At 44.4% G+C, this 26,016-nt stretch carries 17 protein-coding genes; 6 read left to right on the top strand and 11 right to left on the bottom strand.

The genetic code is table 11. The features are described from left to right. Nucleotides 1-34: 34 nt before the first annotated feature. Nucleotides 35-3,139 carry a TonB-dependent receptor gene (locus ACXAER_RS05920; RefSeq protein ID WP_474827485.1) on the bottom strand — a complete coding sequence of 1,035 codons (3,105 nt, stop codon included), beginning with the start codon at nucleotides 3,137-3,139 and terminating at the stop codon, nucleotides 35-37. 475 nt (nucleotides 3,140-3,614) lie between these two features. Here ACXAER_RS05920 and ACXAER_RS05915 point away from each other — a divergent pair, with 475 nt between their 5' ends. Continuing rightward, nucleotides 3,615-6,134: a poly(beta-D-mannuronate) lyase gene (locus ACXAER_RS05915; RefSeq protein WP_474827483.1), complete on the top strand. Its 2,520-nt coding sequence runs from the start codon at nucleotides 3,615-3,617 to the stop codon at nucleotides 6,132-6,134. Between the two features lie 201 nt (nucleotides 6,135-6,335). On the opposite strand, the gene ACXAER_RS05910 is transcribed toward ACXAER_RS05915, so the two are convergent. The 4 genes from ACXAER_RS05910 to mutS all read right to left on the bottom strand — a co-directional run bounded on the left by ACXAER_RS05910 (nucleotide 6,336) and on the right by mutS (nucleotide 13,479). After that, nucleotides 6,336-7,427, bottom strand: coding sequence for a polysaccharide lyase family 7 protein (locus tag ACXAER_RS05910; protein ID WP_474827481.1), 1,092 nt, complete (start codon nucleotides 7,425-7,427; stop codon nucleotides 6,336-6,338). Nucleotides 7,428-7,717: 290 nt separating this feature from the next. Beyond that, nucleotides 7,718-9,010: a phosphopyruvate hydratase gene (gene eno / locus ACXAER_RS05905; protein ID WP_014975823.1), complete on the bottom strand. Its 1,293-nt coding sequence runs from the start codon at nucleotides 9,008-9,010 to the stop codon at nucleotides 7,718-7,720. A 59-nt stretch (nucleotides 9,011-9,069) separates the two neighbouring features. Continuing rightward, a complete protein-coding gene (locus tag ACXAER_RS05900) occupies nucleotides 9,070-10,701 on the bottom strand; it encodes a CTP synthase (protein ID WP_474827479.1) in 1,632 nt (543 codons plus the stop codon). Between the two features lie 156 nt (nucleotides 10,702-10,857). Beyond that, nucleotides 10,858-13,479 (bottom strand): DNA mismatch repair protein MutS, encoded by a 2,622-nt coding sequence (gene mutS, locus ACXAER_RS05895; RefSeq protein WP_474830518.1) that lies wholly within the window; start codon nucleotides 13,477-13,479, stop codon nucleotides 10,858-10,860. A gap of 144 nt (nucleotides 13,480-13,623) precedes the next feature. On the opposite strand from mutS, the gene ACXAER_RS05890 reads away from it, so the two are divergent. The 4 genes from ACXAER_RS05890 (at nucleotide 13,624) to ACXAER_RS05875 (ending at nucleotide 17,637) form a co-directional block, all read left to right on the top strand. Then, entirely contained in the window at nucleotides 13,624-14,163 is a 540-nt protein-coding gene (locus ACXAER_RS05890; RefSeq protein WP_474827477.1) for a CinA family protein, read from the top strand. Nucleotides 14,164-14,283: 120 nt separating this feature from the next. Continuing rightward, nucleotides 14,284-15,330: a recombinase RecA gene (recA, locus tag ACXAER_RS05885; RefSeq protein ID WP_179982559.1), complete on the top strand. Its 1,047-nt coding sequence runs from the start codon at nucleotides 14,284-14,286 to the stop codon at nucleotides 15,328-15,330. A gap of 305 nt (nucleotides 15,331-15,635) precedes the next feature. Then, on the top strand, nucleotides 15,636-16,457 hold the full coding sequence (locus ACXAER_RS05880) for an ATP-binding cassette domain-containing protein (RefSeq protein ID WP_474827474.1): 822 nt from the start codon (nucleotides 15,636-15,638) through the stop codon (nucleotides 16,455-16,457). Next, entirely contained in the window at nucleotides 16,441-17,637 is a 1,197-nt protein-coding gene (locus ACXAER_RS05875; protein ID WP_474827472.1) for an ABC transporter permease, read from the top strand. The genes ACXAER_RS05880 and ACXAER_RS05875 overlap by 17 nt, the downstream gene beginning before the upstream one ends. Nucleotides 17,638-17,737: 100 nt before the next feature. On the opposite strand, the gene ACXAER_RS05870 is transcribed toward ACXAER_RS05875, so the two are convergent. From ACXAER_RS05870 to ACXAER_RS05855, 4 genes are read right to left on the bottom strand one after another with little or no spacing between them, the layout of a single operon-like run. Beyond that, complete coding sequence (locus ACXAER_RS05870; protein ID WP_474827471.1) at nucleotides 17,738-18,958, bottom strand: ATP-binding protein; 1,221 nt, start codon at nucleotides 18,956-18,958, stop codon at nucleotides 17,738-17,740. Further along, a complete protein-coding gene (locus ACXAER_RS05865) occupies nucleotides 18,955-19,659 on the bottom strand; it encodes a response regulator (protein WP_474827469.1) in 705 nt (234 codons plus the stop codon). Before ACXAER_RS05865 ends, ACXAER_RS05870 begins: the two co-directional genes overlap by 4 nt. Next, nucleotides 19,659-20,042 carry a DUF3019 domain-containing protein gene (locus ACXAER_RS05860; RefSeq protein WP_474827467.1) on the bottom strand — a complete coding sequence of 128 codons (384 nt, stop codon included), beginning with the start codon at nucleotides 20,040-20,042 and terminating at the stop codon, nucleotides 19,659-19,661. Before ACXAER_RS05860 ends, ACXAER_RS05865 begins: the two co-directional genes overlap by 1 nt. Before the next feature lie 8 nt (nucleotides 20,043-20,050). Next, nucleotides 20,051-20,863 carry a MipA/OmpV family protein gene (locus ACXAER_RS05855; RefSeq protein ID WP_474827465.1) on the bottom strand — a complete coding sequence of 271 codons (813 nt, stop codon included), beginning with the start codon at nucleotides 20,861-20,863 and terminating at the stop codon, nucleotides 20,051-20,053. Between the two features lie 209 nt (nucleotides 20,864-21,072). Here ACXAER_RS05855 and ACXAER_RS05850 point away from each other — a divergent pair, with 209 nt between their 5' ends. Beyond that, nucleotides 21,073-23,067 carry a beta-propeller domain-containing protein gene (locus ACXAER_RS05850; RefSeq protein ID WP_474827463.1) on the top strand — a complete coding sequence of 665 codons (1,995 nt, stop codon included), beginning with the start codon at nucleotides 21,073-21,075 and terminating at the stop codon, nucleotides 23,065-23,067. On the opposite strand, the gene ACXAER_RS05845 is transcribed toward ACXAER_RS05850, so the two are convergent. After that, on the bottom strand, nucleotides 23,064-23,381 hold the full coding sequence (locus ACXAER_RS05845) for an EscU/YscU/HrcU family type III secretion system export apparatus switch protein (RefSeq protein ID WP_474827462.1): 318 nt from the start codon (nucleotides 23,379-23,381) through the stop codon (nucleotides 23,064-23,066). The genes ACXAER_RS05850 and ACXAER_RS05845 overlap by 4 nt on opposite strands. 11 nt (nucleotides 23,382-23,392) lie before the next feature. Next, nucleotides 23,393-25,948, bottom strand: coding sequence for a flagellar hook-length control protein FliK (locus tag ACXAER_RS05840; protein WP_474827460.1), 2,556 nt, complete (start codon nucleotides 25,946-25,948; stop codon nucleotides 23,393-23,395). Between the last annotated feature and the right edge of the window lie 68 nt (nucleotides 25,949-26,016).

The following is a 26,016-nucleotide window of genomic DNA, read 5'->3' as shown; positions in this document are numbered from 1 at the left end:
GTTAGGGCCCCAATTACTCACAGTGAAACCCTGATTAATAGCGGAATTGCACGCCAGCGAAGACTCTTTGACCGTACACATTAATTTCTGCAAAGTTGTCTTGAGTTGGGCGATACTGGCGTCTAGGCTCATCAAAGATATTGATAGCCTCTATACTGAACTTCCAATTCTTATTCAGGCGATAAGACACACGAGCCTCAAATACTTCCGTATCGTCGATGAATCGAATAGCGCCAGGCGTATTAACATACTGTTGGAAGTAGTTGCTTCTATACTTGTAGTTAATAGATGCGTTTAAGCCTTCCCATTGATAATAGAGTTGCGTAGAAAGAACATGCTCTGAAAAACCGAACAGGTTAGCTGGTGCAACAATACCCGTACGCGAAATCAAATCACCCGAGCTAGGGTCGATTACGGTTGATTCGCCAAAGTTCTCATCTTGAAATTCAAAATTCGAATCTGCGTAGTTGTAGCTAAGCTTTATACCAAAACCACTTAACCAGCTATCTAGGTATGAAAACGAGTGTGTGGCGGTAATTTCAGCACCATAGATAGTGCTGGTATCGTCGCTAGTTTGAGGCGCAGTAACGATGGTTTCTAACTCTTCACCGTCAACTTCAAAAATTTCCGTTTGAGATGTGTTTGAGAAGCCACCTTCAAAGCTTTTGTAATACAAACCAAGAGCAAGAATAGTATCTTCATTTGGATACCACTCAATAGCGGTGTCTACATTCAAAGATAGGAAAGGTTCAAGTACCGGATTGCCTACTGCCACTGCGCGCGCCAGTGCATCTGATATCTCGCCGGTGTCACTGTCTTCGTCTAGGCCTAAGAAGTTTCGGCCGAAACCTAAATCTGATGGATCTGGGCGTGACAGGCCGCGATAAATAGCGCCGCGAAACATAACGTCATCCGAGAGGTCGACGATTAAATTGAAGCTTGGAAGTAACTCGGTGTAATCACCGCCGCCTTCTACTTGAATGAGTTCGTCCGTAATGGGGGCAATGCCTGTAATTAGGCCATTTTCATCGCGTGTAGCCTGTAAGGGCCCTCGATATGACAGAGACGATACTTCTGTTCTTACGATGCGAAGACCAAAGTTGCCACGTACACCATAATCATCAATGAAAGTGTCATAGTCTGCCTGTAGATAGGCCGCGATGGTTTTCTCTTCAACGTCAACAGCTGCAATATCTTGTCTATCTGAATCATCAACTGTTGGGAAGGCGTTAGCTATCGTTAGCACCTCACCCGCATCGTTAGTCACTGTGCCAAGTAATGTCTCTGCTAAACAGATTGGATCGAACGTAGCGAAAGAGTTACCTGTTCCTGCGCTTATAACATTACCTTCGCTATCAACGTTAGTAAAAAGCGGTGCGCCTCCGGTCTCGTCGTCAAAAAAGCCTGACTCAGGAAATGCGTTGTTTCGGCAAGCATCATTAGCCATAGCTGCCGCCTCATCACTGAACGTTACCTCTGTTCGGTTGTTAGTACCACCGCCACCAGGTACGCTGTCGTATTCTAACTTAGATAGCCTAACACCACCTTTTACACCAATGATAAATTCAGAGTCTGGTATGTAGTCGAAGTCAGCGCGTACCGCTGAAATCTTATTATTTCTGAATTGGTTTAGATCTAGGCGTGTTCTTGCTTCATCAGCAAAAGCACCGTGGTAGTTTACGTCGAAGTCTTGAAGTGTCCATGTAGGTACAAGAGAACCGTTGGCAAATATCTGTGCTGCAGTTCTTACTTCACCGTTACCATCGGCTCCCAGTACATCATTACCGTAGATGTCTACGTCTTCCGACTGAAGTCTGGTTTGAATAATATTTTCGCGTCGTTCAGTTTCAGAGGTAGATAGGTCAAGAGATAGGCTTAGTCTATCGTTTACCGTATAGTCGAAACGTAAGCCTCCTCCAGTGTACTCTTCAAGGCGTTCTGCAAATTGGCTGTTTGTTTCAATATTTTGTGTAGCTGTGAATTGCCTAAGTGCGCCGTTAGAGGTAGCCACAAGGTCAAAGGGCAGTCTTTCTGACGCCGGCGTGGTATAGCCATCAATGTGGTTGACTTCGGCAAAGACGAGGTCGTTTCTTACTTCACTAAAGGTTCTATCTGAAAGCTGTACGTCGGCATTTATCTCTAGCTTGTTATTAGGGCGCCACTGAATAGCACCGAAGAATGATTCTCTATCGTCGTCAGTAACGTTTTGTCTAAACGAGTTTTGCGAACGAGAAAAGATAAACGGCTCCGAAGCATCAGGCGCTGCGCCGGTACTATCAGTAATTAAATTTAGCGCGCCGCCGTTGTCTTCACAGTCTGTGCGGCTGCTGTTAATTCCGTCACCAAATGCTGGTGAAATTCTGCATGCATTCCAACTCGTTCCTGTTCGAGCTTCCTGTTCGGGGTTTGTCGTTACGTTCTTTTGATAGCCTACAGATATACCTATGTCGCCGAATCGATCAGTTTCAAATTGGTCCACAAAGCTACTGGTGATACGCTGGCCAAAGTCGCGAATAGGGTCTTCTAAATCTGTATTGTCTGGATTCCAGTTACCTTTGTATTCAAGCTGAAAGCGACGTTTACCGAAATCTAATGGTTTGATGGTATCTAAATGTATTTGACCTGAAACACCGCCTTCAATTAGCTCAGCAGACTGTGTTTTATAAATTGCAACTTTACTAAAAAGCTCTGATGGAAACTGAGAGAAGTTTACAGAGCGGTCACCACTCCCGTTCGCTGCTTCACGACCGTTCATTACCGTACTGCCTAGATAAGGGCCAAGGCCTCGAATTGAAATCTCCGTTGCACCGCCTTGCTCTCTGTGAGAAGACGCGCCAGTAAGGGTTTCTAATGCCTCACCAATAGACAAAGCTGGCAGGTCGCCAATGTCGTCAGCAGAGATACCATCAACAATTTCAGTCGATTCACGCTTTATCGAGATTGAGCTTTGAATAGTGCCTCGGATACCTTTAACTTCGATAATTTCTGTCGTTTCTTCATCTGAAGTGTTTGCCTCTTGCGCTGAAATTGGGTTGCTAATAAGCAGACCTACAGAGCATGCAGCATAAACCAAAGCTGGGCTAAAATATTTGGTGCGAATGGCGTGTACGAACGGATTTGGTCTTCTCTGATTTATCATCGTGTCTTCCATAATGCTGTATCTTTTGTTTTGTAGGGCTTTCAGCAATTTAATTGGTTATTAAGTCTAACCAAAAAACATGTTTGTTGTTACCAATTTGCTGCATGGTGTAAAGCCAATGCTAAGGGTTTGTTTACGTATTGGCAACAAATTTACAATAAAATAATTAAAATTGTCATTATTTAGCATATCTATGAAACGGTTAGTCAAAAAATACAGACTGTATTTTTATCTACTGAAAACTTATTAACCGTCTATAAATCAGTGGTTTAAAAATTATGTGGTTAGTAAGGATTAGTTCTCAATGTCAAAAAAATGTTATCAGTTTGTATTTCTGGTGGTAATGGTGGTTTCTTTGTGGTTACATACCAATAACTATTTTGGTTGTATTTATTGGTAAGGCTGATTTTATCCATTGGTAAGTTATTGGGGTAGGGTTTATCAGCATCAAAGAAAATAAGCAGCGAGAGCAATAATGAAAAAAGTAAGTATTTTAACACTTAGCGCCTTAAGCCTAGGGCTTGCGGGGTGCGGTGGTGATGATGGTGCTACAAACCAGCCTGGTGCCTTATCTCTTTCTGGAACGGCTAAGGAAGGAGAGACGTTAACTGCATCAGTCAGTGACCCTGACGGTATTGATCAAAACACAGTGGTGTTTACGTGGTTTGCGGATGGTACACCAATAGTAGATGCAACCGGTGCGTCTTACACGCTTACGGTAAATGAAGCTGGTACACGTATTCGTGTAGCGGTTACGTACGTCGACCTGGGCAACACGCGTGAAGGCTTTACTACAGAAGAAACCGAGGTAGTAGAAGCGTTGCCTGTTAACTTTGAGGGTGTTATTACCGTTTCAGGCTCTACAACGGTAGGGCAAACCTTAACGGCAGACATAACAGACGATAATGGTTTGTCTGGCACCGTAACTTACAGCTGGGCCTTAGACGGCGCTGTTATCGAAGGAGCAGTATCTAATTCGCTTGAGCTTGTTGAGGCTTACGAAGGAACTGTGATTACGGCCATGGCTTCATATGTTGACGATAGTGGATTTGACGAATCAATTACCTCTGAGCCCACGGAAGCTATTGCACCAGTGCCAGCTAATAATGAAACGGGCTCGCTTGATGACCCAATTACTGGTGAGTTAACAGTAGGTGCCACGCTTACTGCACCTACCCCTGTTGATGCCAATGGCGTTTCAGGTGAAATTAGTTACCAGTGGCAATCGCGTAACGTTGGCGAAGATTTATCTGCAGCGGTCAATATCGATGGTGCAACAGAAGCAACATTAGTCGTAACAGACACTGATTTGGGTAGCGTGCTTTCAGTTAACGTATCTTACACCGATGATGCGAACTACGAAGAAAGCCTGTCGAAAAGTGCAGACGACCAGATATTCACGTTTTATGTGCAAGGTGAAGTTTCGCTTACTGCAGCGCTAGCTAACGCACAAGAAGGCGACTCGATTGGTATCGCGGATGTATTAAATACGAGTGATACTGCAGATGATTATGAAGATATGGCGGAGCTTTCTATCGCACAAAATAATCTTCTTATTAAACGTGTAGCTGAGACTAACGCGATTATTTCAGGCACTACATGTATTGCATTCAGTTCGTCAGTTAGCGGTGTCGTAATAGATGGTCTTGTGTTTGAAGAGTTAGTGATTCCGGTTGCGGGTAGCTGCGGTGAAGGCCGTGGTTCGATTGACCTTAACGGCTCTGGCAATACTATTAAAAATTCAAGTTTTCTAAGCGATTCAGGCGCTACGAGACCTAATTTGGGTTCAAGTGACGAGTCTCATTACATTACGGTTAGCGGCACAGACAATGTTATTGAACGTAACTTATTTACTGGTAAAAGCGTAAATGAAGCTGAAGAAGGTTCTGCTATTAGCATGTTCCTAGGTGTCGGTGACACGCCTAACTCATTAGGCGATCATCAGCGTAATATTGTTCAATATAATCTGTTTAAAGACTTTCTGCCTACCACTATTGACGGTGATGGAGAGTTTGATACTGATTCAGGTAGCCACGCTGTTCAGGTTGGTCGTTCTGGTAGTGGCGATGGTGCAGGTCGAGGCGAACATGTGGTTCAATATAATCGCTTCGATCGCGTACTGATGGATCGCGGCCTTATTATTGTTCAAGGTGGTGGAAATAGTATTCATGCCAACACAATTGTAAATTCTTGGGGTAATGTCGAGTTGCGAAATGGCTACGGTAATACTGTATCGCAAAACATTATCATCTCAAGCGGCGAACCTTATACCGCAACAGTGGATGGTGTAGAAGGTACAAATAATAAAGACGGTGGTATTGCTTTCACGCCTCTAGGCCATGTAATTACTGATAACTTTGTTGCTAATGTAATTACTAATTCGTCAGACCGCGCTGCACTGCATATCGATTCTGATTATATAGATAGTGGTAATTCATCTACGCAAACATTGATTGATGCAGGGCTAGATTTAAATACGGTTATTGCTCGTAACACCATATTAAATACGACTAACGCCATTCAGTTTGAAGATAGTTCATCTCGCGATGGCTTGGAAAACTGTACTAACCTTGATTACACACTGGACTTCGACAGTAACCTTATTGCTAACCAAAGTGCTGAGAGTAACATCTTCGGAACTACTTCTGGTGCTGGCGCTACAGCTATTAAACAAGATGAATACCCTGCCCATGGTTGTGCACTAGATAATGACTCTGACTATGACAATAACCATATTTATGCTCAAACCGTTGCTGATTTAACACCGATAATGCCAAAGCGTGATAACACATCTTTGGTTGATGGTGTTGATGGCAACATATTGGCTGACAACTCAGAAGACGGTGCAAGCTTGAGTGAACCCACTGCGAATAAGTTAGTGGAAGGTACGGGTAGCGATGCCGGTATTGGTGCAGCGCTGGACGACCTTATCTTTATTGAAGAAAATATGGTTGGGCCTTATTCAACGTGGGAAGCACCGGCTCAGAGTAACTAAAAAAATCAACTAAACAAATTAACTAGGCACACTTACTAGGCAAAGCAACGCTGCAAAGCAGTTTGGTGTATCAGTTAAGCAAGTATTGAAGCTGTTTCCGTTACGCCAGTAAAAGTATCTTTGTCGGTAAGACAAACAAAAATGCCCCAATGAATGGGGCATTTTTATGTATTCACAACCGCAATGAATAACAAAGGCTCTCTAATCCTCTTCTGGTGTACTTTCTGTCACTGTGAGTTCAGTAAAGGTTACTCGCGTGTAGTCACCATTTTTTTCATCTTCTTCCCAATTACCCGTACCTAAACAGGCCGGATACCAGAATGCGGGGTCGTCTTTTGTGCTGCATTGGTTATAGGCGCCAGCTTTGAAGTAGTTCCAATCAAGCGTATATCCGTAGGGATGATCGTATTTATCTACCTGTCCATACGCATCAACGGCATTGGCAAGGTTAATGGAATACTCAACAGTTTCATGATTATCTGACTCAAACCGAAGGTGCATGATATCGCCATGAACGTTTACGGTGTAGCTGAACGTCTCATCAAGCTTAATGCCTTGAGCGCCAGGGTCGGTTTTGTCAGTCCACAGATTTCCCCAAACAGGATAGGCAATGTCTTTGCGTTTCGGGTCGCTTTTAGGAAGGTTTCGCTCATAGGTCCAAAATACCGAGCCGGTTTCGTGATCAGGCCATTTTTTAAAATATATTTTTAGCGGTTCATTGCCCCAGCCAAAGCCTTTTACTTTCTTTTTCCATTTAGTTGCGTGAATTTGGCCTACAACCACAGAATATGCTGGTGGCTTCTCGGGATACTTAGCTCTTAGCGATACGTGATTCACTTTCAATGTGGCCTGCATTTTTCCACCCACACGGGCAAAGCGTCGCGCTATGGGGTTACTGGCAACGGTAAAGCTATTTTCTGCTGACTGTGTTTTAACTGACTTTTTGTTTCCACGCAGCATGTGGCGCAGTTCGCTTCGCGTGTTTGTAGAGTTTTTTGTGGTTAATGCTTTGTTAGGGCTGGTAAACACTAATCCACCTTCGTTATTCAAATAAAAAAACGAAGGATGCGTAAAAGATTGAAGGTCTTCAACAGAAATGTTGTCAGCTTTTCCATCGTTGTTGTCGTCAGTAGGTAACGTTAAATACCACTCACTTAAATCGTACTGTTGTGCAGGCAGCGCGAGGTTGTCCGCCCATACAGGTCTTGTGATTGCTAACGTAGTGGCGAGTACAGTAGAGAATGTACTAGAGATAACAAGCCAGCGCTTTTGGGGTGGCAAAATTGCTTTCATAAACAGGCCTTATTATGTAATTAATGCTGTGTACGTAGGGCTGCGGTCGCATTGCATAGATGAATGTTTCCGCAACTTCATAGTAACAATATTGCCATTGGTTTACCAATGTGCTTAATTTGGTATTACATTTATGGTTTATTGGTAATCTTTTTGGTGGGTTTGCTAATGGGTTTTATGGAGGGGTAATAAAAAGCCAGGTAGCAATACTAACTGGCTTTTAAAAATAGGATGGTTAACAACAATGTTCTGTTAACTGTCGATAATAAAGACTTTTCAATGAGCCTTTTTTATTGACCTTTGATTTCGCTGCGGCCTTTGTAAGTTGCAGCGTCACCAAGTGCCTCTTCAATGCGCAGAAGTTGGTTGTACTTAGCAACACGGTCAGAACGACATAGTGAACCCGTCTTAATTTGGCCCGCGGCTGTACCTACTGCTAGGTCAGCAATGGTCGCATCTTCAGTTTCACCAGAACGGTGAGAGATAACTGCTGTAAAGCCCGCATCTTTTGCCATTTTAATAGCGTTAAGGGTTTCAGTTAGTGAACCGATTTGGTTGAACTTGATAAGGATTGAGTTACCAATACCGTTATCAATACCGCGCTTAAGAATTTTAGTGTTAGTTACAAACAAGTCGTCACCAACTAGCTGTACTTTGTCGCCAATCTTCTTAGTTAGGCTTGCCCAGCCGTCCCAGTCGCTTTCGTCCAGGCCGTCTTCAATTGATACAATTGGGTACTGTGAAGAAAGGTCTGCAAGATAGTCGCCAAATGCTTCTGAATCGAAGCTCTTGTCTTCACCAGAAAGTACGTATTTACCTTCTTTGTAGAATTCAGACGCTGCACAGTCTAGTGCTAGCGTAATGTCTTCATTCATCTTGTAGCCGGCATTTTCAACGGCTTCAACGATAACTGCTAGTGCTTCAGCGTTTGAGCTAAGGTTAGGTGCAAAACCACCTTCGTCGCCAACTGCTGTGTTAAGGCCTTTAGCAGAAAGTACTTTCTTAAGTGCGTGGAAGATTTCAGCACCCATGCGTAGTGCTTCTTTGAAGCTCTTCGCGCCAACTGGCTGTACCATGAACTCTTGAATGTCTACGTTGTTGTCAGCGTGCTCACCACCGTTGATGATGTTCATCATTGGTACAGGCATTGAGTATTGACCAGATGTGCCGTTAAGGTCTGCAATGTGCTCGTAAAGCGCTACGCCTTTTTCCGCCGCTGCCGCTTTAGCTACAGCAAGAGAAACAGCAAGGATCGCGTTTGCGCCAAGGGTCTCTTTGTTTTCTGTGCCATCAAGGTCAATCATGATGCCGTCGATATCAGCTTGTGCTAGTGCATCTTTGCCGATAAGTGCTGGCGCGATGGTATCGTTAACTGCTGCAACTGCCTTTGTTACACCTTTACCTAGGTAACGAGACTTGTCGCCGTCGCGTAGTTCTAGTGCTTCGCGGCTACCAGTAGAGGCACCAGATGGTGCTGCAGCTCGGCCCATTACGCCCGATTCTAAATATACGTCTGCTTCTACAGTAGGGTTTCCGCGTGAATCTAAGATTTCGCGTCCGATAATGCGACTAATTTTCGCCATGTTTTTTCCTCAACAATTGAATGGGGTGCAACGGGAGAGAGCACCCCTTTTATTAGAAATTAGTGATTTTCTTTCTGGTATTTTCCTGCCGCAGCAACGAAACCAGTAAATAGTGGGTGTCCATCCCGAGGAGTTGATGTGAACTCAGGGTGGAATTGGCCCGCAATGAACCAAGGATGATCAGGGATTTCCACCACTTCTACAAGTCGCTTGTCAGTGGACAAACCACTTACTTTCAATCCTGCAGCTTCAATTTGGTCACGCAGGTTGTTGTTCACTTCGTAACGGTGACGGTGACGCTCGTAAATCTCAGCATCGCCATACATCTCGTGAACCTTGGTTCCTTCAATAAGGTGGCAAAGCTGGCTACCTAAGCGCATAGTTCCGCCCAAGTCAGACGTTTCGGTACGTACTTCAGTGGTACCCGCAGCGTCTAACCACTCGGTAATAAGACCTACAACAGGATAAGGCGTGTCTGGATTAAATTCAGTACTGTTCGCGTTTTCCATACCTGCCACATTACGTGCATATTCGATAAGCGCGACTTGCATACCTAAACAAATGCCTAGGTAAGGCACCTTGTTCTCTCGAGCATAACGGGCTGCTGCAATTTTACCTTCAATACCGCGTTCACCAAAGCCGCCAGGTACTAAGATAGCGTCTAACTGCTCTAGAATTTGTGTGCCTTTGCTTTCCACGTCTTGTGAGTCGATGTGATGGATGTTCACGGTAAGACGATTTTTAAGACCAGCGTGCTTAAGCGCTTCATTAACAGACTTATAGGCGTCAGGTAATTCAACGTACTTGCCAATCATACCGATATTTACTTCAGCTGTAGGGTTAGACTCAGCGTAAAGCACTTGTTCCCACTCAGACAGGTCTGCTTCTTCACACTCAAGACCAAAGCGATCTACAACTAGCTGGTCCATACCTTGCGCTTTAAGTGCCGCAGGAATACGGTAAATACTGTCTACGTCTTTAAGTGAAATAACAGCTTTGTCAGCAACGTTGGTGAACAGCGCGATTTTCGAGCGCTCACTAGCCGGCAATGCACCTACTGAACGACAAACGAGAATGTCAGGTTGAATACCAATAGAGCGAAGCTCTTTTACCGAGTGCTGCGTAGGCTTAGTTTTTACTTCACCTGATGCTGGCATATAAGGTACAAGAGTTAGGTGCATGAACATAGCGCGTTCACGGCCCACTTCTGTACCAAGCTGGCGAATTGCTTCCAAGAAAGGTTGTGACTCGATGTCACCTACGGTTCCGCCCACTTCAACGATAGCCACATCGTGACCTTCAGCACCTTCAATCACGCGGCGTTTAATCTCGTTTGTGATGTGCGGGATAACCTGAATAGTTGCACCTAAGTAATCACCGCGACGTTCGCGCTTAAGTACTTCTTCATACACGCGACCAGTAGTAAAGTTGTTACGCTTTGTCATGCGGGTGCGAATAAAACGCTCGTAGTGACCAAGATCAAGGTCGGTCTCAGCGCCGTCATCGGTAACAAATACTTCACCATGCTGGATAGGGCTCATAGTGCCCGGGTCGACATTGATGTAAGGGTCGAGTTTTAACATGGTTACGGTGAGACCGCGAGCTTCCAGAATTGCGGCCAACGATGCTGCAGCAATACCTTTACCTAGCGATGAAACTACACCACCGGTGACGAAAATATAATTTGTCATGCGAAACCTAGAACGTTTGGGTTGTATGGTAAATATAGGCTGAGTTTAGAACAAAACCAGCTACACTTTGGACGGGGCGATAGTATACGCAAATTCATGTGGGCAGACAATCAATTTGCCCACATGATGCGCAATTTATACGCGCTTAAGCTTGGTTTAAGATTGGCTTAGACGCTTAAGTGTGTAAATAAGGTCTAGCGCTTGGCGCGGTGATAGCTCATCGGGCGATAAGTTTTCAAGTGTCTCTACCACGGGGTGCGGTTTATCTGGAAATAGCATTTCCGCTTGGCCTTTGGTATTTGATGCAGCTTTACCTGATGAGCTTGTTTTATTTGCACCTTTTACCGAGCTCTTCGCTACAAAAGCCTCATCGTTGGCTTTTTCTGATCCATCTTCCGTGCTGGTCATAAGGTGTGATGATTCCAACACCGCAAGCTTCTGTTGCGCCGCTTTTATTACCGCCTTCGGTACACCTGCAAGTTGGGCAACCTGTAAACCAAAGCTTTTGCTCGCAGCGCCTTCTGATACGGTATGCATGAAGCGTATAGTATCTTCAAACTCCATCGCATCTAAGTGCACATTCACTACGCCACTTTGCGTTTCCGGAAGTTCAGTTAGTTCAAAGTAATGCGTGGCAAAAAGCGTATAAGCATTCAGCTGCTTTGCTAAGTAACTTGCGCATGCCCACGCCAGTGACAATCCGTCATAGGTACTGGTACCTCGGCCTATTTCATCCATTAATACCAGAGAGTTTTCTGTGGCATTGTTGAGAATGTTCGCCGTTTCTGTCATCTCAACCATGAAGGTAGAGCGGCCTGAGGCTAAGTCATCTGATGCACCAATACGGGTAAATATACGATCAAGTTTTCCTATGTGTGCATTTTCTGCAGGCACAAAACTACCAATACAGGCCAATAATGCAATGAGTGCGGTTTGGCGCATATAGGTTGATTTACCGCCCATGTTCGGGCCGGTAATAATCAGCATACGGCGCTCTGTGTCTAGCTGAAGCGGGTTAGCAATGAAGGGGTCTTTCATTACATTCTCAACAACAGGGTGGCGACCGGCATCATAAGTAAGCGCACATTCTTGACTCAAATGTGGTCGATACCAATCAAGGGAGACTGCGCGTTCGGCAAAACAGCACAGCACGTCGAGCTTGGCAAGCGCTGCGGCGGTCTCAATTAAGTTATTTAAGTGTGGAGCAAAGTTGTCGAACAAGGCTTCATAAAGCTGCTTTTCAAGAGCAAGGGCAGCGCCTTGACTGCTTAACACTTTATCTTCGTGCTCTTTAAGTTCTGGCGTTATATAACGTTCAGTGTTTTTAAGGGTTTGTCTTCGAATATATTCAGCAGGCGCTAATGCACTGTTCGCTCGGCTAATTTCAATAAAGAACCCGTGAACCTTGTTGTAGCCCACTTTTAGCGTAGAAATACCCGTGCGCTCGCGCTCGCGTTGCTCCATAGCATCTAGGTAGTCGGTAGCACCTTGTGATAGCTTGCGCAACTCATCAAGTTCGGCGTTATATCCCTCGGCAATTACGCCGCCATCCCGTATTACCACTGGCGGGTTATCGATAATAGCATCGTTTAACAGGGCTTGAAGCTCAGGGTAAGTGCCAATGGTCTCGCTAATACTTCTGACTTGGCCTGTATCGAATCGAGCGAGAGCATCTTGTAAGTCAGGCAGCGCATTAAATGCATTTTTTAGGCGAGCAAAGTCACGTGGTCTGGCTGAACGAAGGGCTAAGCGCGCCATAATACGTTCTATATCACCAATGTGTTTTAACGCGGTGCGAATATCTTCAGGGTCATCATTAATAAACGTTTCAACAGCATCTAAGCGGCTGTGCAGTTCATGCTGGTCGGTTAAAGGCGAGTGAATAACCCGCTGTAGCATACGACTACCCATGGCCGTAGTGGTGGTATCCATCACGCTGAACAGCGTATTTTCCTGTCCGCCCGACAAATTATGGGTAAGTTCTAGGTTCCTGCGGGTGGCGGCATCAAGCTGGACGCGGCTGTCTTGCTGTTCGGTTTGAATGCGTCGAATATGCGGCAATGCGGTGCGCTGAGTATCCTTTACATATTGTAAAACACAGCCAGCCGCGCCTAAGCCTTTAGTGACGCCTTTTATTCCAAAGCCATCTAGCGTTTTGGTTTCAAACTGTGCGTTTAATTGCTCTGTGGCGGTATCAATGTCGTATTCCCATTCAGGACGGCGTCTAAGCCCTTTACGATTTTCAACCAGAGCCAAACTTTCAAACCCTTCAGGGTAGAGGAGTTCTACTGGGTTAATGCGCTGAATTTCAGCAAGTAAGCTTTCATCGCTGTCGCATTCAAATACAACAAAACGACCGCTAGTGACATCTAGGGTTGCCAGACCATAATGCATACTATGACCGCAGACTGCCGCAAGAATATTGTCGCGACGTTCTTCTAGTAGCGCTTCATCGGTCACTGTACCAGGCGTAACAATACGTTGTACTGCACGTTCAACAGGGCCTTTACTGGTGGCCGGATCGCCAACCTGTTCACAAATGGCAACCGACTCGCCCATCTTGACTAAGCGTGAGAGGTAGCTCTCCACTGCATGATAGGGCACACCCGCCATTGGGATAGGCTCGCCGCCAGATTTCCCTCTTGCTGTTAGCGATATATCCAGTAATTCCGCAGCTTTTTTGGCATCGTCGTAAAACAACTCATAAAAGTCGCCCATGCGATAAAATAGTAGAATATTCGGATGCTGCGCCTTAATAGTCAGGTACTGGCGCATCATAGGAGTATGTGATTCCAAAAAAATGCCTCTATGAATTTGTTGCTGGGTTTAATGCCTGTTAAGGGGAATAAATGATAAACTCACGCCCACTAAGATCAAGCGAAGATCTGATAAAGCACAACAGGTGTAACTAGGTATATCCAAATGAGCACAACATTTTCAACTGATTCGACGGTAAACGCCAGCCCTTTAAAGCTTGATAGCGCATTATCTGCGCAAGTTCAGGCACTAGGAGATGCACTTAGAGCAAAAGGTTGGAGTGTATCTAGTGCAGAATCCTGTACAGGGGGGGGGATTGCTTTTGCTTTCACCAGTGTTTCGGGAAGCTCTGACTGGTTTAATCAATCTTGGGTGACCTACTCGAATGACGCGAAGCAAGACATATTAGGCGTTACCGAGCAGACGCTTAAAGAACATGGTGCAGTGTCAAAGCAAACGGTAAAAGAAATGGCAGAAGGCGTGCGACGCAATAGTGGTGCTCAGCTAGTTGTGACCGTAAGTGGCATCGCCGGACCTGGCGGTGGCAGCGTAGCAAAACCGGTGGGCACTGTGTGGTTTGGTTTTTTGTGTGGAGAGCAAGAAGCGCAAATCAAACAGGTTTTCAGCGGCAATCGCGACGAAGTTCGGCAACACGCTATTAGCTTTGCTATTACTCAGTTAATTAAAATGTTGAGTGAAAATTAAAAACACTGGTTGAAACTGTATGCTTGTACAGTATAGAATATGATCATTATTTGGTAACTTCATACAAAATATGGAAAGTACCAAAACAGAATTTAACCGCAAATCCTAGAGGATATATACGTGGACGATAACAAATCAAAAGCTTTAACCGCCGCAGTTGGCCAAATTGAAAAGCAATTTGGTAAAGGCGCTATCATGCGCTTAGGCGATAACCAAGCCATGGACATTGAAGCGATTTCTACTGGCTCACTTACCATTGATATCGCTCTAGGTATAGGCGGTTTGCCATGTGGACGTGTAGTAGAAATTTACGGTCCTGAATCGTCAGGTAAAACAACGCTAACGCTTCAGGTTATTGCTGAAGCGCAGAAAAAGGGGAAAACCTGTGCGTTCGTAGATGCTGAGCACGCTCTAGACCCGGTATACGCTGAAAAGCTAGGTGTAAACATTGACGAACTATTAGTATCTCAGCCTGATACTGGTGAGCAAGCGCTAGAAATTTGCGACATGCTAGTACGTTCAGGTGCAGTAGATGTTGTTATTGTTGACTCGGTAGCGGCGCTTACACCTAAAGCTGAAATTGAAGGTGACATGGGTGATTCTCACGTTGGTCTTCAGGCCCGTCTAATGTCGCAAGCGTTGCGTAAGCTTACAGCTAACATTAAGCGCTCTAATACGCTGTGTATCTTCATTAACCAAATTCGTATGAAGATTGGTGTAATGTTCGGTAACCCAGAAACCACTACTGGTGGTAACGCGCTTAAATTTTACTCTTCTGTTCGTCTAGACATTCGCCGTATCGGTGCAGTTAAAGAAGGCGACGAGGTAGTAGGTAACGAAACTCGCGTTAAGGTAGTGAAAAACAAGGTTGCGCCTCCGTTTAAGCAAGCTGAATTTATGATTCGCTACGGCGAAGGTATCAGCAAAGAAGCTGAGCTTATTGACCTTGGTGTTAAGCAAAAGCTTGTTGATAAAGCGGGGGCTTGGTATAGCTACAAGGGCGATCGCATTGGTCAAGGTAAAGCGAACGTAATGAAGTACCTTAAGGAACACCCTGAAACGGCTAATGAGATCGAAACAAAGATCCGTCAAGAGCTATTGCTCTCTAAAACCATGCAGGCTGAAGAAGCATTGCCACAGGGCGAAGACGACGTACTTCCTGAATAAGATAGGTTTTACAAGTATCTTAAAAACCCACCGAAAGGTGGGTTTTTTTATGCCCTTGCTACGCAGGGTATATTAAGAAATATTTACTAACACTTAATATCCGGTTGAAACTTGTACAAAAAATAAAAACAGGGAATGCTGTAATAAAGTACGATAAGCGAAGACTACAAAGAAAGGTTGGCTTGTGGTGTATTTCCAAGGTTCAACGTTTCAGAATATAAATAAGGAAAATTTGCGGCTACAGCAAACAATGCCTTAAACAACAATTAATATTGAGAATAGCTTACATCAAGAGGGAAAAGGGAATGATTGAAATATCAGGTCTCGCTAAACGCTTTACGGCGGAGAACCCGAAAAAGCTTAGCGAACAAGAGAAGAAGGACCCGCGTTTAAAAGGGCGTTATTTTCAGTCAGTAAGGGATGTGTCTTTTACTTGCGAAAAAGGTCAGGTTCTGGGACTGTTAGGGCCTAACGGCGCTGGTAAAACCACTACTTTGCGTATGCTTTCAACAGCGCTTAAACCCGACAGCGGTAAAGTGCTCATTGGTGGTGAGGACGTACTTTCTAATCCTAACATTGCGCGAAAAAAGATTGGTTTTCTTTCCAGTTCAACAGGTCTATACGGCCGTTTAAGTGGGCGTGAAAATATTAGCTACTTCGGAGAGCTACACGGCATTTCAAAAACTGTAATTAATGCACGTATTGAAGAGCTAGCTGATTTGCTCGATATGCAAACCTTCCTTGATAGAAGAGCGGAGAATTTTTCATCAGGCATGAAGCAAAAAGTGTCGATTGCCCGTGCAGTTATTCACGAGCCAGAGTTAGTGGTTCTCGATGAGCCTACAACTGGCCTTGATATTATGGCAACGAGTACCGTGATGGAATTCATTCAGCGCCTTAAAGATAAAGGTACACCGGTAATCTTCTCTACCCACCACCTCGACGAAGTACAAGCTCTTTGTGACAAAGTAACAGTTATTAATCAAGGTGAAACAGTATTCAACGACTCGCTTACCGCATTTAGTGCGCTTTCTGGTAATGGTGCAGAGGCTGGACAAATGCATAAAAGCTTCCTAAAAACACTTTCAATGGATTCTGAGGAGATGGGCAATGTGGTTAATCTTTAAAAAGGAATTCAAAGAGCTATTAAGGGATAAGAAAACCATCATATTCATGATTGGTTTACCGCTTTTGTTATTCCCAGCTATTTTCGGTGTCGCGTTCTTTTTCATGAGTTCAGCGGCGGACAAAGCTGAAAATAAAGTACTGAAATACGCGATAGTTGGTGAAGCGTATGCGCCAGCAATTGTACAGTCTTTTAACGATGCCTCTGATAAATTCGAGCCAGTTATGATTGGCGATGAGACTAACTATGCCAAACTCATTAAAAATGAAACGTTAGACTTTGTGTTGGTTATACCAGAGAGTTTCGATAGTGACGTATTAAGTTCAGGGCAACATAAGATTGAGCTTTATCTCAACGATGCTGGTTTAAATAAGGTGATGGGGCGTGTGTCCGACATCATTGATGAATATACTGATGCATTTCAACAAACCGCTTTTGCACAGCTTAATCTAAATGAAACTCAGCAAGAGGCCTTGCTGAAGCCAATCAAGATAGAAAAGCAAAATGTGGCGGATGATCGCGAAGTGTGGGGTGAGCGCTTAGGCGGTATGCTACCATATTTCATCTTCATCTTGTGCCTTCAAGGCGCCATGGCGCCAGCGGCCGACTTAGGCGCTGGTGAAAAAGAGCGTGGTACCTTAGAAACCCTGCTTATTTCGCCGATGGACCGTCACAAGTTGGTATTGGGTAAGTTCTTTACGGTAGCTACCGCAGGTATTGTTACCGCGCTAATAACGGTGTCTTCCATGGCCATATGGGGGCTAGTGCTATCCCAAGGAATGGCTGTTGAATTTGTCGTAGAGATCATGTCGATGATCGGTCTTGTAGACTTCTTACTGATATTCTTGATGTTAGTGCCTGTGGTCGCAGTATTTGCGGCGGTACTGTTATCGCTTTCTATTTATGCTCGCTCTTTTAAAGAAGCGCAAAGCTACATGGGGTCACTAATTATGGTGGTTATCTTCCCCGTAATCATAGCCATGATGCCGGGCGTAGAGCTAAAAGGAGGCTGGGTTTGGGTACCGCTGACTAACGTTGCCCTTGCCATGAAAGAGCTGTTCAAAGGCACCATGGATTACTTCGCGCTATTTGGCATATTTACGTCTACCGCAGTGATTGCGGCAGGTCTTATTTTCTTTTGTATCCATTGGTTTAACAAAGAGAAGGTTCTGTTTAGGTAAGCCATTAAACACAAGTGCGTAGCTGATATTCAGGCTAAAGCACAGGCTAACAACTCAAAGTAAAAAGGCGTTGACTTAGACATCAGCGCCTTTCTTGTTTCTAGCGTGGATAGGTGAGTACGAAACAAGCACCACCCAAATTACTCTTTTCTACTTTTACTGAGCCTTTGTGCCAGTGTTGTATACGTTGAACAATGGCAAGGCCTAGCCCAGCGCCTCCTAAATATCTAACTCGACTATTATCGGGCCTGAAAAAAGGTTCAAAAATGCGTTCTGCTAATGCTTGTTCAATACCTTCACCGTCATCAGCAACAGAAATAGAGACAGCGCTTCCTGAAGCGTGAATAGTTAGAAGGATTTTAGCGTCAGCATGGCGAATTGCATTGGTCAGTAAATTTGAAACAGCGCGCTCTATAAAGTGGCCATCTCCTCTCACCACAATGTCTTCACCCGCAATGTCAAGTGACTTGGTTGTTGTGGGTTCGAGATGTCGAACTACATTTTGGCAAAGTTGTTTAATAGGAATCTCGGAAATACTGAGCTCTGGTGTTACGGCGTCGTATTGGGTGTAGTCCAGCATTTCCTGAACCAAGCCTTCAAGCTCGTCGATATCCGCATGAATTCCTTTCCACGCTTCCCCATTAGGCTCTGGGTTCATCTCAAGGGCAAACTTTAATCTGGCAATAGGGGTTCTAAACTCGTGAGCTACAGCGCCAGTTAATTCGCGCTGGTCACGCAAAAGCTTGTGTACACGCTCGCTGAGCAAATTAATACGACTCGCTATTGGCTGCATTATTGAACGCTTTTTTAAGGCAATAGAGAGACTGTCTGTTTCATGCGCTAAACCACTCACTTTGTTCGTAATGTAGGTAAGATCTCGCCATAGCGGCCACAGCCACACAGCCATGGCTAAACCGAGTAATACCAAGAAAACGAACAAATAGATGATTTGATACGGAATGGAAATACGTTCATAGGGGAGCTTTAACGAGACGAGTTCATCGTTACCAATTGGCGCATAGATGTACTTCGCTTCTTCATCGTAGAGCGTGATAACTTTTTCATTGATTAGTGCTTTGTTTTCTTCGGGTGACCAGCCTACAGCGCCAATGGGTTTGATTTCGAAGTCTGCGTTTATTTTTGTTAGTCTGTCGACGAGTAATGCTTTATTCGATGCTGCCAAACTTAAAATGCTTTGAATGACTTCTGTTTCTTTCGTTTCGCTATTTCTTTCGTTGGGTAATATGAGCTCTAGCGCACTGCTAATAAGAAAAAGTGAAATGGCAACAAACAGATAAAAACTAACAAAAAGACGAGTCATGCGTTGTCCCAAGCATCGCTAACAAAGAAAAAGCCTTTACCCCAAATTGTCTTTATTCTGTAAGGATTTTGCGGGTCGTCATTAAGCTTCTTTCGAAGGCGAGAAACGCGCACATCTGCCGAGCGGTCGAGTCCATCGTATTCACGACCAATCAATTCTTTATAAAGCGTAGAGCGGTCAACTAAACGCGATGCGTTATCGGCTAATAAACATAACAAATCAAACTCATGGCTGGTTAACGATATTTCGTTCGTGCCTAGCGTAACTTTACGTGACGACTTATCGATACTGAGCTTGCCAAACTGCATTACAGAAGACTTTGTTAAGTTTGTTTGCAGAGGTGCTGTTCGCCGTAATAATGCATTAATTCTGGCTAACAGCACACGAGGCTCTACAGGTTTAACAATGTAATCATCTGCGCCAATTTCAAGGCCAATAACCTGATCAAAGTTTTCATTTTTCGCCGTCATAAAAAGAAGAGGGCCGGTAAAAAACTGCCTTAATTGATTACATAGAGAAAACCCGTCTTCCCCGGGTAGCATTACATCAAGTATGACCACATCGGGTGCGGTGTCTTTTACTAAGGCTATTAAACCATCGCCATTAGGTAGCCTTTCAACGCTGAAATCATTACTTTGTAAATACTGACATACCAGTGATGCTAAACGCTCATCATCTTCAATCAACAATAACTTTTTCATTAGAACAAGCTCCATGGATTTCTAATGCGTCGGCGTGTCATAGACGCTTTTCTAAATTTTATCTTTAAGTCGACAGATGCTCTTTTATTGGTTTCTTGATCCTTTAGCGTAAACGTCGAGTCTTGGCTGAGTTGTATGGTTAATGAGGTTGGTAGCAGTGTAGCGGACCAGCAACCCAATGACTGTTCTTCCACTGCTAGACAATAAATTTTTGATGTCAGCACGGGGTAATTAATTGCGAGTTCAAGCGAACATGTTTGGCCTTTTTCCGCAACAATGCACTCATTAGGTACAACAGTAAGGTCGGAAAGCTCGGAAGACTCACTATTCGAAGCGTATATAGTACTGCATAAAAGTAAGCTGAGAAGAGTTGTTAGGCGCATCGAGTCACCTAAAACCTGTAACCGATGCCAATAAACGCATTGGTTACGTGGTTTTTGGAAACAAGCGGACTATCGCTCATACCGCTACCTAGCATTGTTATATGAAACCTACCAAGCCAATACCAATTAGGTGTTATTTTTTTAGTTAAGAAAAAGCCCGTAGTAACCTGAAAAGAATGTGGTGCTTCGTACCACAGCGATTCGCCGTCGGTATCTCGTTCACTTATGCCGTAGTAGTAATCTATAAGGTTTTTGCTTTTGTAGGCTACAGCAATGTTTGTAGAAAGCGTCCAGTCTTTATAGAAGAAGTCGTGACTATATCGAGTGTTTAAGCTGTATCCGCTGTAAACACCCAATGCATCATGAGTAGCGGTAAACGACCAGCGGCTGTTATCGCGAAACACTGTCATTCGGATACCTGCGTCTACGGTCCAGTCGCGACTCGCGATATCATCGACGGAAATATAGTTCGGCTCGTCTTGACCTCCTGGCGTTGGAGGTGCATCAGCACTTGAAGAACTATTAACGGGAATAAGAAAATTATTAGGGTGCCAAAATGAAAAATACGCGGCTTCTGCGTTGGTACGAATAAAGGTTTCCGTAGTGATGTCGCCAAAAGGACGCCACTGCAGCCCAAATTCACCGTTGTCGAAATAGTAAGTATCGGAGTACCACGCAACATCCGGTAGTACCACTAACGGAATGGCATCGCCGTCGACAAGCGGGTTGGTTCGCACACCAATGCCGAAGGCAACACCAACGGATAAGTTGTCTTCCCCAATACATAATAGTTTATTGTCGCACGACCATGCTGAAGTCATGCTTGTTACAAAAATCAGTAAACCCAACAACAAACGAAGAACCACAAAAAATCCTTTTCTTTAAGAGACTTGACGTAGATTAGCAAACTGAACGCCGGTAAACAGTACTCGATTACAAATTGTCACATTTATATTCAGTTTGGATCTGAATGATTTTCATACTGCACTTATTATGAGTTTCAGAGTTTCAACAAACTAGGAAAAGAAACATGGAACCTATAAGTGGAATAGACAGAATATCAAAGTGTATGGCGATGTTAATTTTTTCAACTTGCGTTATTACCGCGTGCAGCAACGGTAGCGATTCAGAAAACTTCGAAAATCAAGCGCCTCAACTTTCATTAACCCCGTCTTCAAGCGCAACACTGGTTCAGTCTGCGGCTATAAATGCAGATATGTACATTAAAAACGGTTTATACATACTAGGAACACAAGGGTTATCAGAGTCTGACAACGCAGGTTCAGATGCAGCAGCTCCAACTCCAATCCCAACCTTCTCATCAACGAATGTACAAATTAGAGGTGTTGATGAAGCTGATAGAGTTGAGTATGACGGCGATTATATGTATGTGGCGAAGCTACCTACTGAAGAGTATGTATCGATACAAAATGGTCAGTCAGACAGTAGTAATAGTGTAAGTATTTACAAGCGTAATGCCGACTTCTCTCTCAATGCGATTACTGACATTCCAATTAACTCTGGAACCGAAGTCTCTGGAATGTATTTACACGATGCTAACCTTGGTGTGATCACACGTTCTTTTAATTATTATCCAATGGAAAGCGCTGTTGATGCATCAAGTCCTTGGGGTCACCCTGATAACGACACAGGTATTGATATTGTCGATGTTACCTTGCCTGAGTCTCCAGAAGTGGCGTATAAGATTCAGGTAGACGGCGGCTTGATAGACTCAAGACGTATAGGTGACGATTTGTATTTGGCGCTCCAGTACGTACCGTATGTTGACAACTTGCCAGCAGTGAATAGCAGTAATAACAGCCTGCTTAATTACTTTAACCATTTGTTATCAATAGATAATGCAGACTTAACGCCTCAAATTACAATTAATGCTCAAACCTTACCCTTATACGACATTAATTCGTGTCTATTGCCTGACAATGCTACGTCGAAAAATGGCCATGTGCAGATGGTAAGTGTTCTAAAGATAAACATGGCGTCGCCAGCAAACTACTCGGCAATGTGTATGGTTGTTGAAGCTCACGGCCTATTTATGTCGAATGAAAACTTATATTTGTACGCTCAGCAATATAACGACACTGTGTTTCACAAAGTGTCATTTAAAGATGACATTACCTATGAAGCATCAGGAAACGTGAACGGGATATTCGGCTGGAATAGTGCACCGCAATTTAAAATGGCTGAAAAAGATGATCACTTTGTGTCTGTGACATCTGAAGGGTTGTGGGATGGAAGTCCAAAGCACTATCTTCATGTACTTCAGCAGCAGGGAAGCAAGTTAGTTGAAGTTGCTACCTTACCTAATAGTGATGCGCCAGCACCTATAGGAAAACTAGGAGAAGACATTTATGCAGTTCGCTTTTATGAAGATAAAGCGTACATAGTTACCTTTGAGCGCATTGACCCTTTGTATGTTATTGATTTGACTGCGGTAGAGGCGCCCGTAGTTCAAGGCGAATTAAGTATTCCTGGTTTTTCAAGTCACTTACATCCGATGGAAAATGGGATGTTACTAGGTGTTGGCCAACAGATTAATGTAGACAACATTCCAATGCCCGGTGGGCAGCCCGCCTCCACGCCTGTTGAGGAAGGAATGAAAGTAAGCTTGTTTGACGTATTAGATCCGCAAAACCCGATTTTACTTCAGGAATTTGTATGGGCTGATACGTTTACGCCTGTAGAGTATGACCATCGTGCACTTTCAGTGCTTAAAACAGAGCAAGGTTATCGTTTTGCTCTACCGTCGGAATCATGGTCTGCTGATGGAGAATATTGGGCGTTACAATATGCGCTTCATATGCTTGAAGTTGATAGCGATGAACGCACGCTCACAATTGTCGATAGCGTGAATCTTAACCCTGATGAAAACTCTGACGATGAAAATTATTATGGAAGCTACGAAGATAGAAGCTTGTTGCACGGTGACCATGTGTATTATTTAAGAGGAAATAACCTGTACCATACCCAGTGGTTGCATGGCGCGCCTTTAGACGGCCCATTTTAAACTTCAAAGTCGATACGTTTGATAATTCCCTCCCAACCGGGAGGGATTTTTCCTTGAAGGACATAAGAGTAAGCCAGCAACTCGGCAATCACATAATAAAGCGATTCAGGGATATCTTGGCCCACATCGAGGGTCGCGAGGATTTCGCTTAAGTAAGGGTCTTCGTGAATTAATATCCCGGTTTCTTCAGCCATGGCTATAATGGCTTCTGCCAAATCTCCATAGCCTTTCGCAACCACTTTAGGGGCGTTTTTCTTATCGCCGCCATCATATTTTAGGCCGATGGCGCGTTTTGTCTTTTGAGAATCAGTCATACTCCTTCTACCTATACCCTAGTTTCAAAGATCTGATGAGGGCGTGAGCTTAATGACTCAGGTATGTGTCCCCGTTGGTAGCTGGTGTTTTCAACAACCAGACCGAGCGAAGTAAGACGTTTATGTAAATAGGGTAGGGTGTCTCCGATACGTTTAAGTACCTCATCGCTTGAGGCATAAAAGTCTAAAGTAATGGTGCTTTTATCAATTTTAGATTTTGCCAACACTTGTCCACTGTCACCAATATCCAGTTTCATCGTGATATTCCAAAGAGAACGCTCGCCTGTTTGTGCGTGCTTGTTGTTCTGCCCATTTTGCTCTCGTTTTATAAAGAGTTCTGGCGGACTGTGGTGCTGTGAAAGCGATGGCAAAATGTAATAAAAACTATCTTGTCCTTGAATACGGCTATCCACATTAGCAATTTTGTTTTGTTGGTGACTACTTAACAGCGTTTTAAGTTGAGAAAGAACCTGTTGTCGGCTGTCTAGCTGGTGGATGTCTTGGCTAACACGACTTGGTTGAGCGGTTACCCCCATATTCGCCAACGTTTTTGAAACGATAGAGTCGGGCGCGTCTATTTGCGCTTTTAAGTTAGGCTGACGCTGCATGGCGCGACCCGCTAGAGCCAATTGAACTAAGGCGACCAGCCCTTGAACAAAGCTGGAAGCGTTTACAGGCGAGGTTAAGTTTATAGGTGTGGTAACTAGTGCCTGCGTGGATATCAGCTGCTGCAAGCGTTGCGACAAGCCTTGTTCATTCATATCTAGCGCGAGTTTCTTTGTTCCGCTTTTTACCCCCTCGAAAGCAGGTTCGCTCTCGCCAGTTACGCTCTCATTTGTTTTTGCCCCTGCTAAACTGGCGTGACTATCTAAAACCACTGATGGTATCTCTGCGCCTTTACCTTGTGCAGCAGCCAGCTGCGCAGCGATGTTGCTCAGTAAGCTATTTGATAAGCCTTTGGCCTGTGAGCTTAACGCTTGTGCGAGAGAGGCAAGTGACACAAGGGAGGATTTACTCCCACCGTCTTTTCCTTGCATGCCATTATTCTCTGCTGAAGCGGCATCTTTCTCTTCAGTAAATATAGCTTTTGCTGTTGCAAGCAGTTGTTCATTAGATGGCTTGGGCGGGCCAATAAACTCGCCGTTGGATACCTTGGTTTGAGAAGGCTTTGCGTTGAGTGCATCAAGGCCTTTTAGGTGCTGCAAAATTTTATCAAAGTGGTGGGCTTCATGTGTTTTGGGCGCCCCCTGGCTGGGCAATAATTTTTCATTCTCCACAATAGCTATAAGTTGATTTAGTGCTTGGTTGGTACTGCCTGTTTGACTCAGTAATACTCGAGAAAGTGCAGTGATTGCATTGTGAACATCTGTCCCTTTAAGCGATGTTGGAATTTCAGTTTTAGCGTTTGGTGGGGAATACGAGGGTAAGCTAGCGCTATTGCCAACGATGGCTTCTAGCCCTTTCGCTGCCGCTTTTGGTAGTGTCGAAAGGTTAAGTTTATTTACCTGTTCCTGTGTCAGAGTCGGGGCTGCAAGGTAAGGGTTCTTGCTCTGAGGTAGATCAATTTGTAATACCGCGCCTTGTTGTGATGTACGAATCGAGAGCTTGTTGTCGGTTAAGGTCAACGCAGAAAGCACTTTTATCGCGTTAGTGTCGGCACCAGAACTTTTTAGCAGCGCGTTAAGTTGAGGCGGGTTACTCAAGTTATGCTCAACGGCTACGCCACCTTGCTTGAGCGAGCTGGAAATAAGCTGTTGTTGTAAGTTGGTACTTACATTTTTATGGGTTATGGCGATCAACTGATTGTGGTTGGCTAATGGATCTGTGCTTTGATTGGACAAACCTTGAGAAATTTGCAGAGCGATTCCACCGTTGTTTGCTCGGCTTAGCCCTATTACAACCTGCTGTCCAACTAGCTTTTGAAACGCTGCTTTAGCCGTGCTATCCAGCTTTTCAGTGTTTATGTCTGTTAGGGGAACAACCTCGTTTTTAACCGTGGTGAGCAAGAGTTGCCCGAAGTTTTCACTCTTTGTAGAAATAGACAGTTGACCTTTAAGCGTAACGGCGGCGTTATTTGCAGCAAGCGCTTGTGCCACGGCTTTCAGTAGTTCAGCTTTATCGGGCGCTGACAATGACGCGCTTTGTTGAGACAAACTTGTAGAAAGGAGCATTGCAGACTGAGCGCCTAACAGACTCTGAGAAGCATTTTGAACACTTTTCGCTTCTGGGTTTGAGACCTGGTCAGAGGTATTAGGCAAAAGTGCAAGCTGTGCATTATTAATCGGTTGGTTGGAAAGCTTGGCGCTGACATCTGCGGGCAAGACAACGTTCAATACTTGGGCCGCCGACGGCGCTAAATTTGACGATGCATTACTCGATGTTATTGATATCGACAGCACTCGTTCAGGCAAGCGTTCAACTATCACTTTAGCGGCATTGTCTAACGCAGCAGCCTGCGACAACGCGGTATTGCTTAGAACAGGCATTGCTCCTCGACTCGCACCTTGAGTAGTGGAATCTGAAGATGATAAAGCGGATGCCAATAGAGATGATAGTGGTGTTGTCATAATTGAGATATCGGCAATGTCGCGCTTTTCCTTACTTATTTGAGTATAGCAAAGCTCTGTTTGGAAGT

The sequence above is a fragment of the Alteromonas sp. AWJ4_199 genome (genome assembly GCF_056159165.1).
The sequence above is the reverse complement of the archived record's forward strand: the minus strand, read 5'-3'. Positions and strand labels throughout refer to the sequence as shown.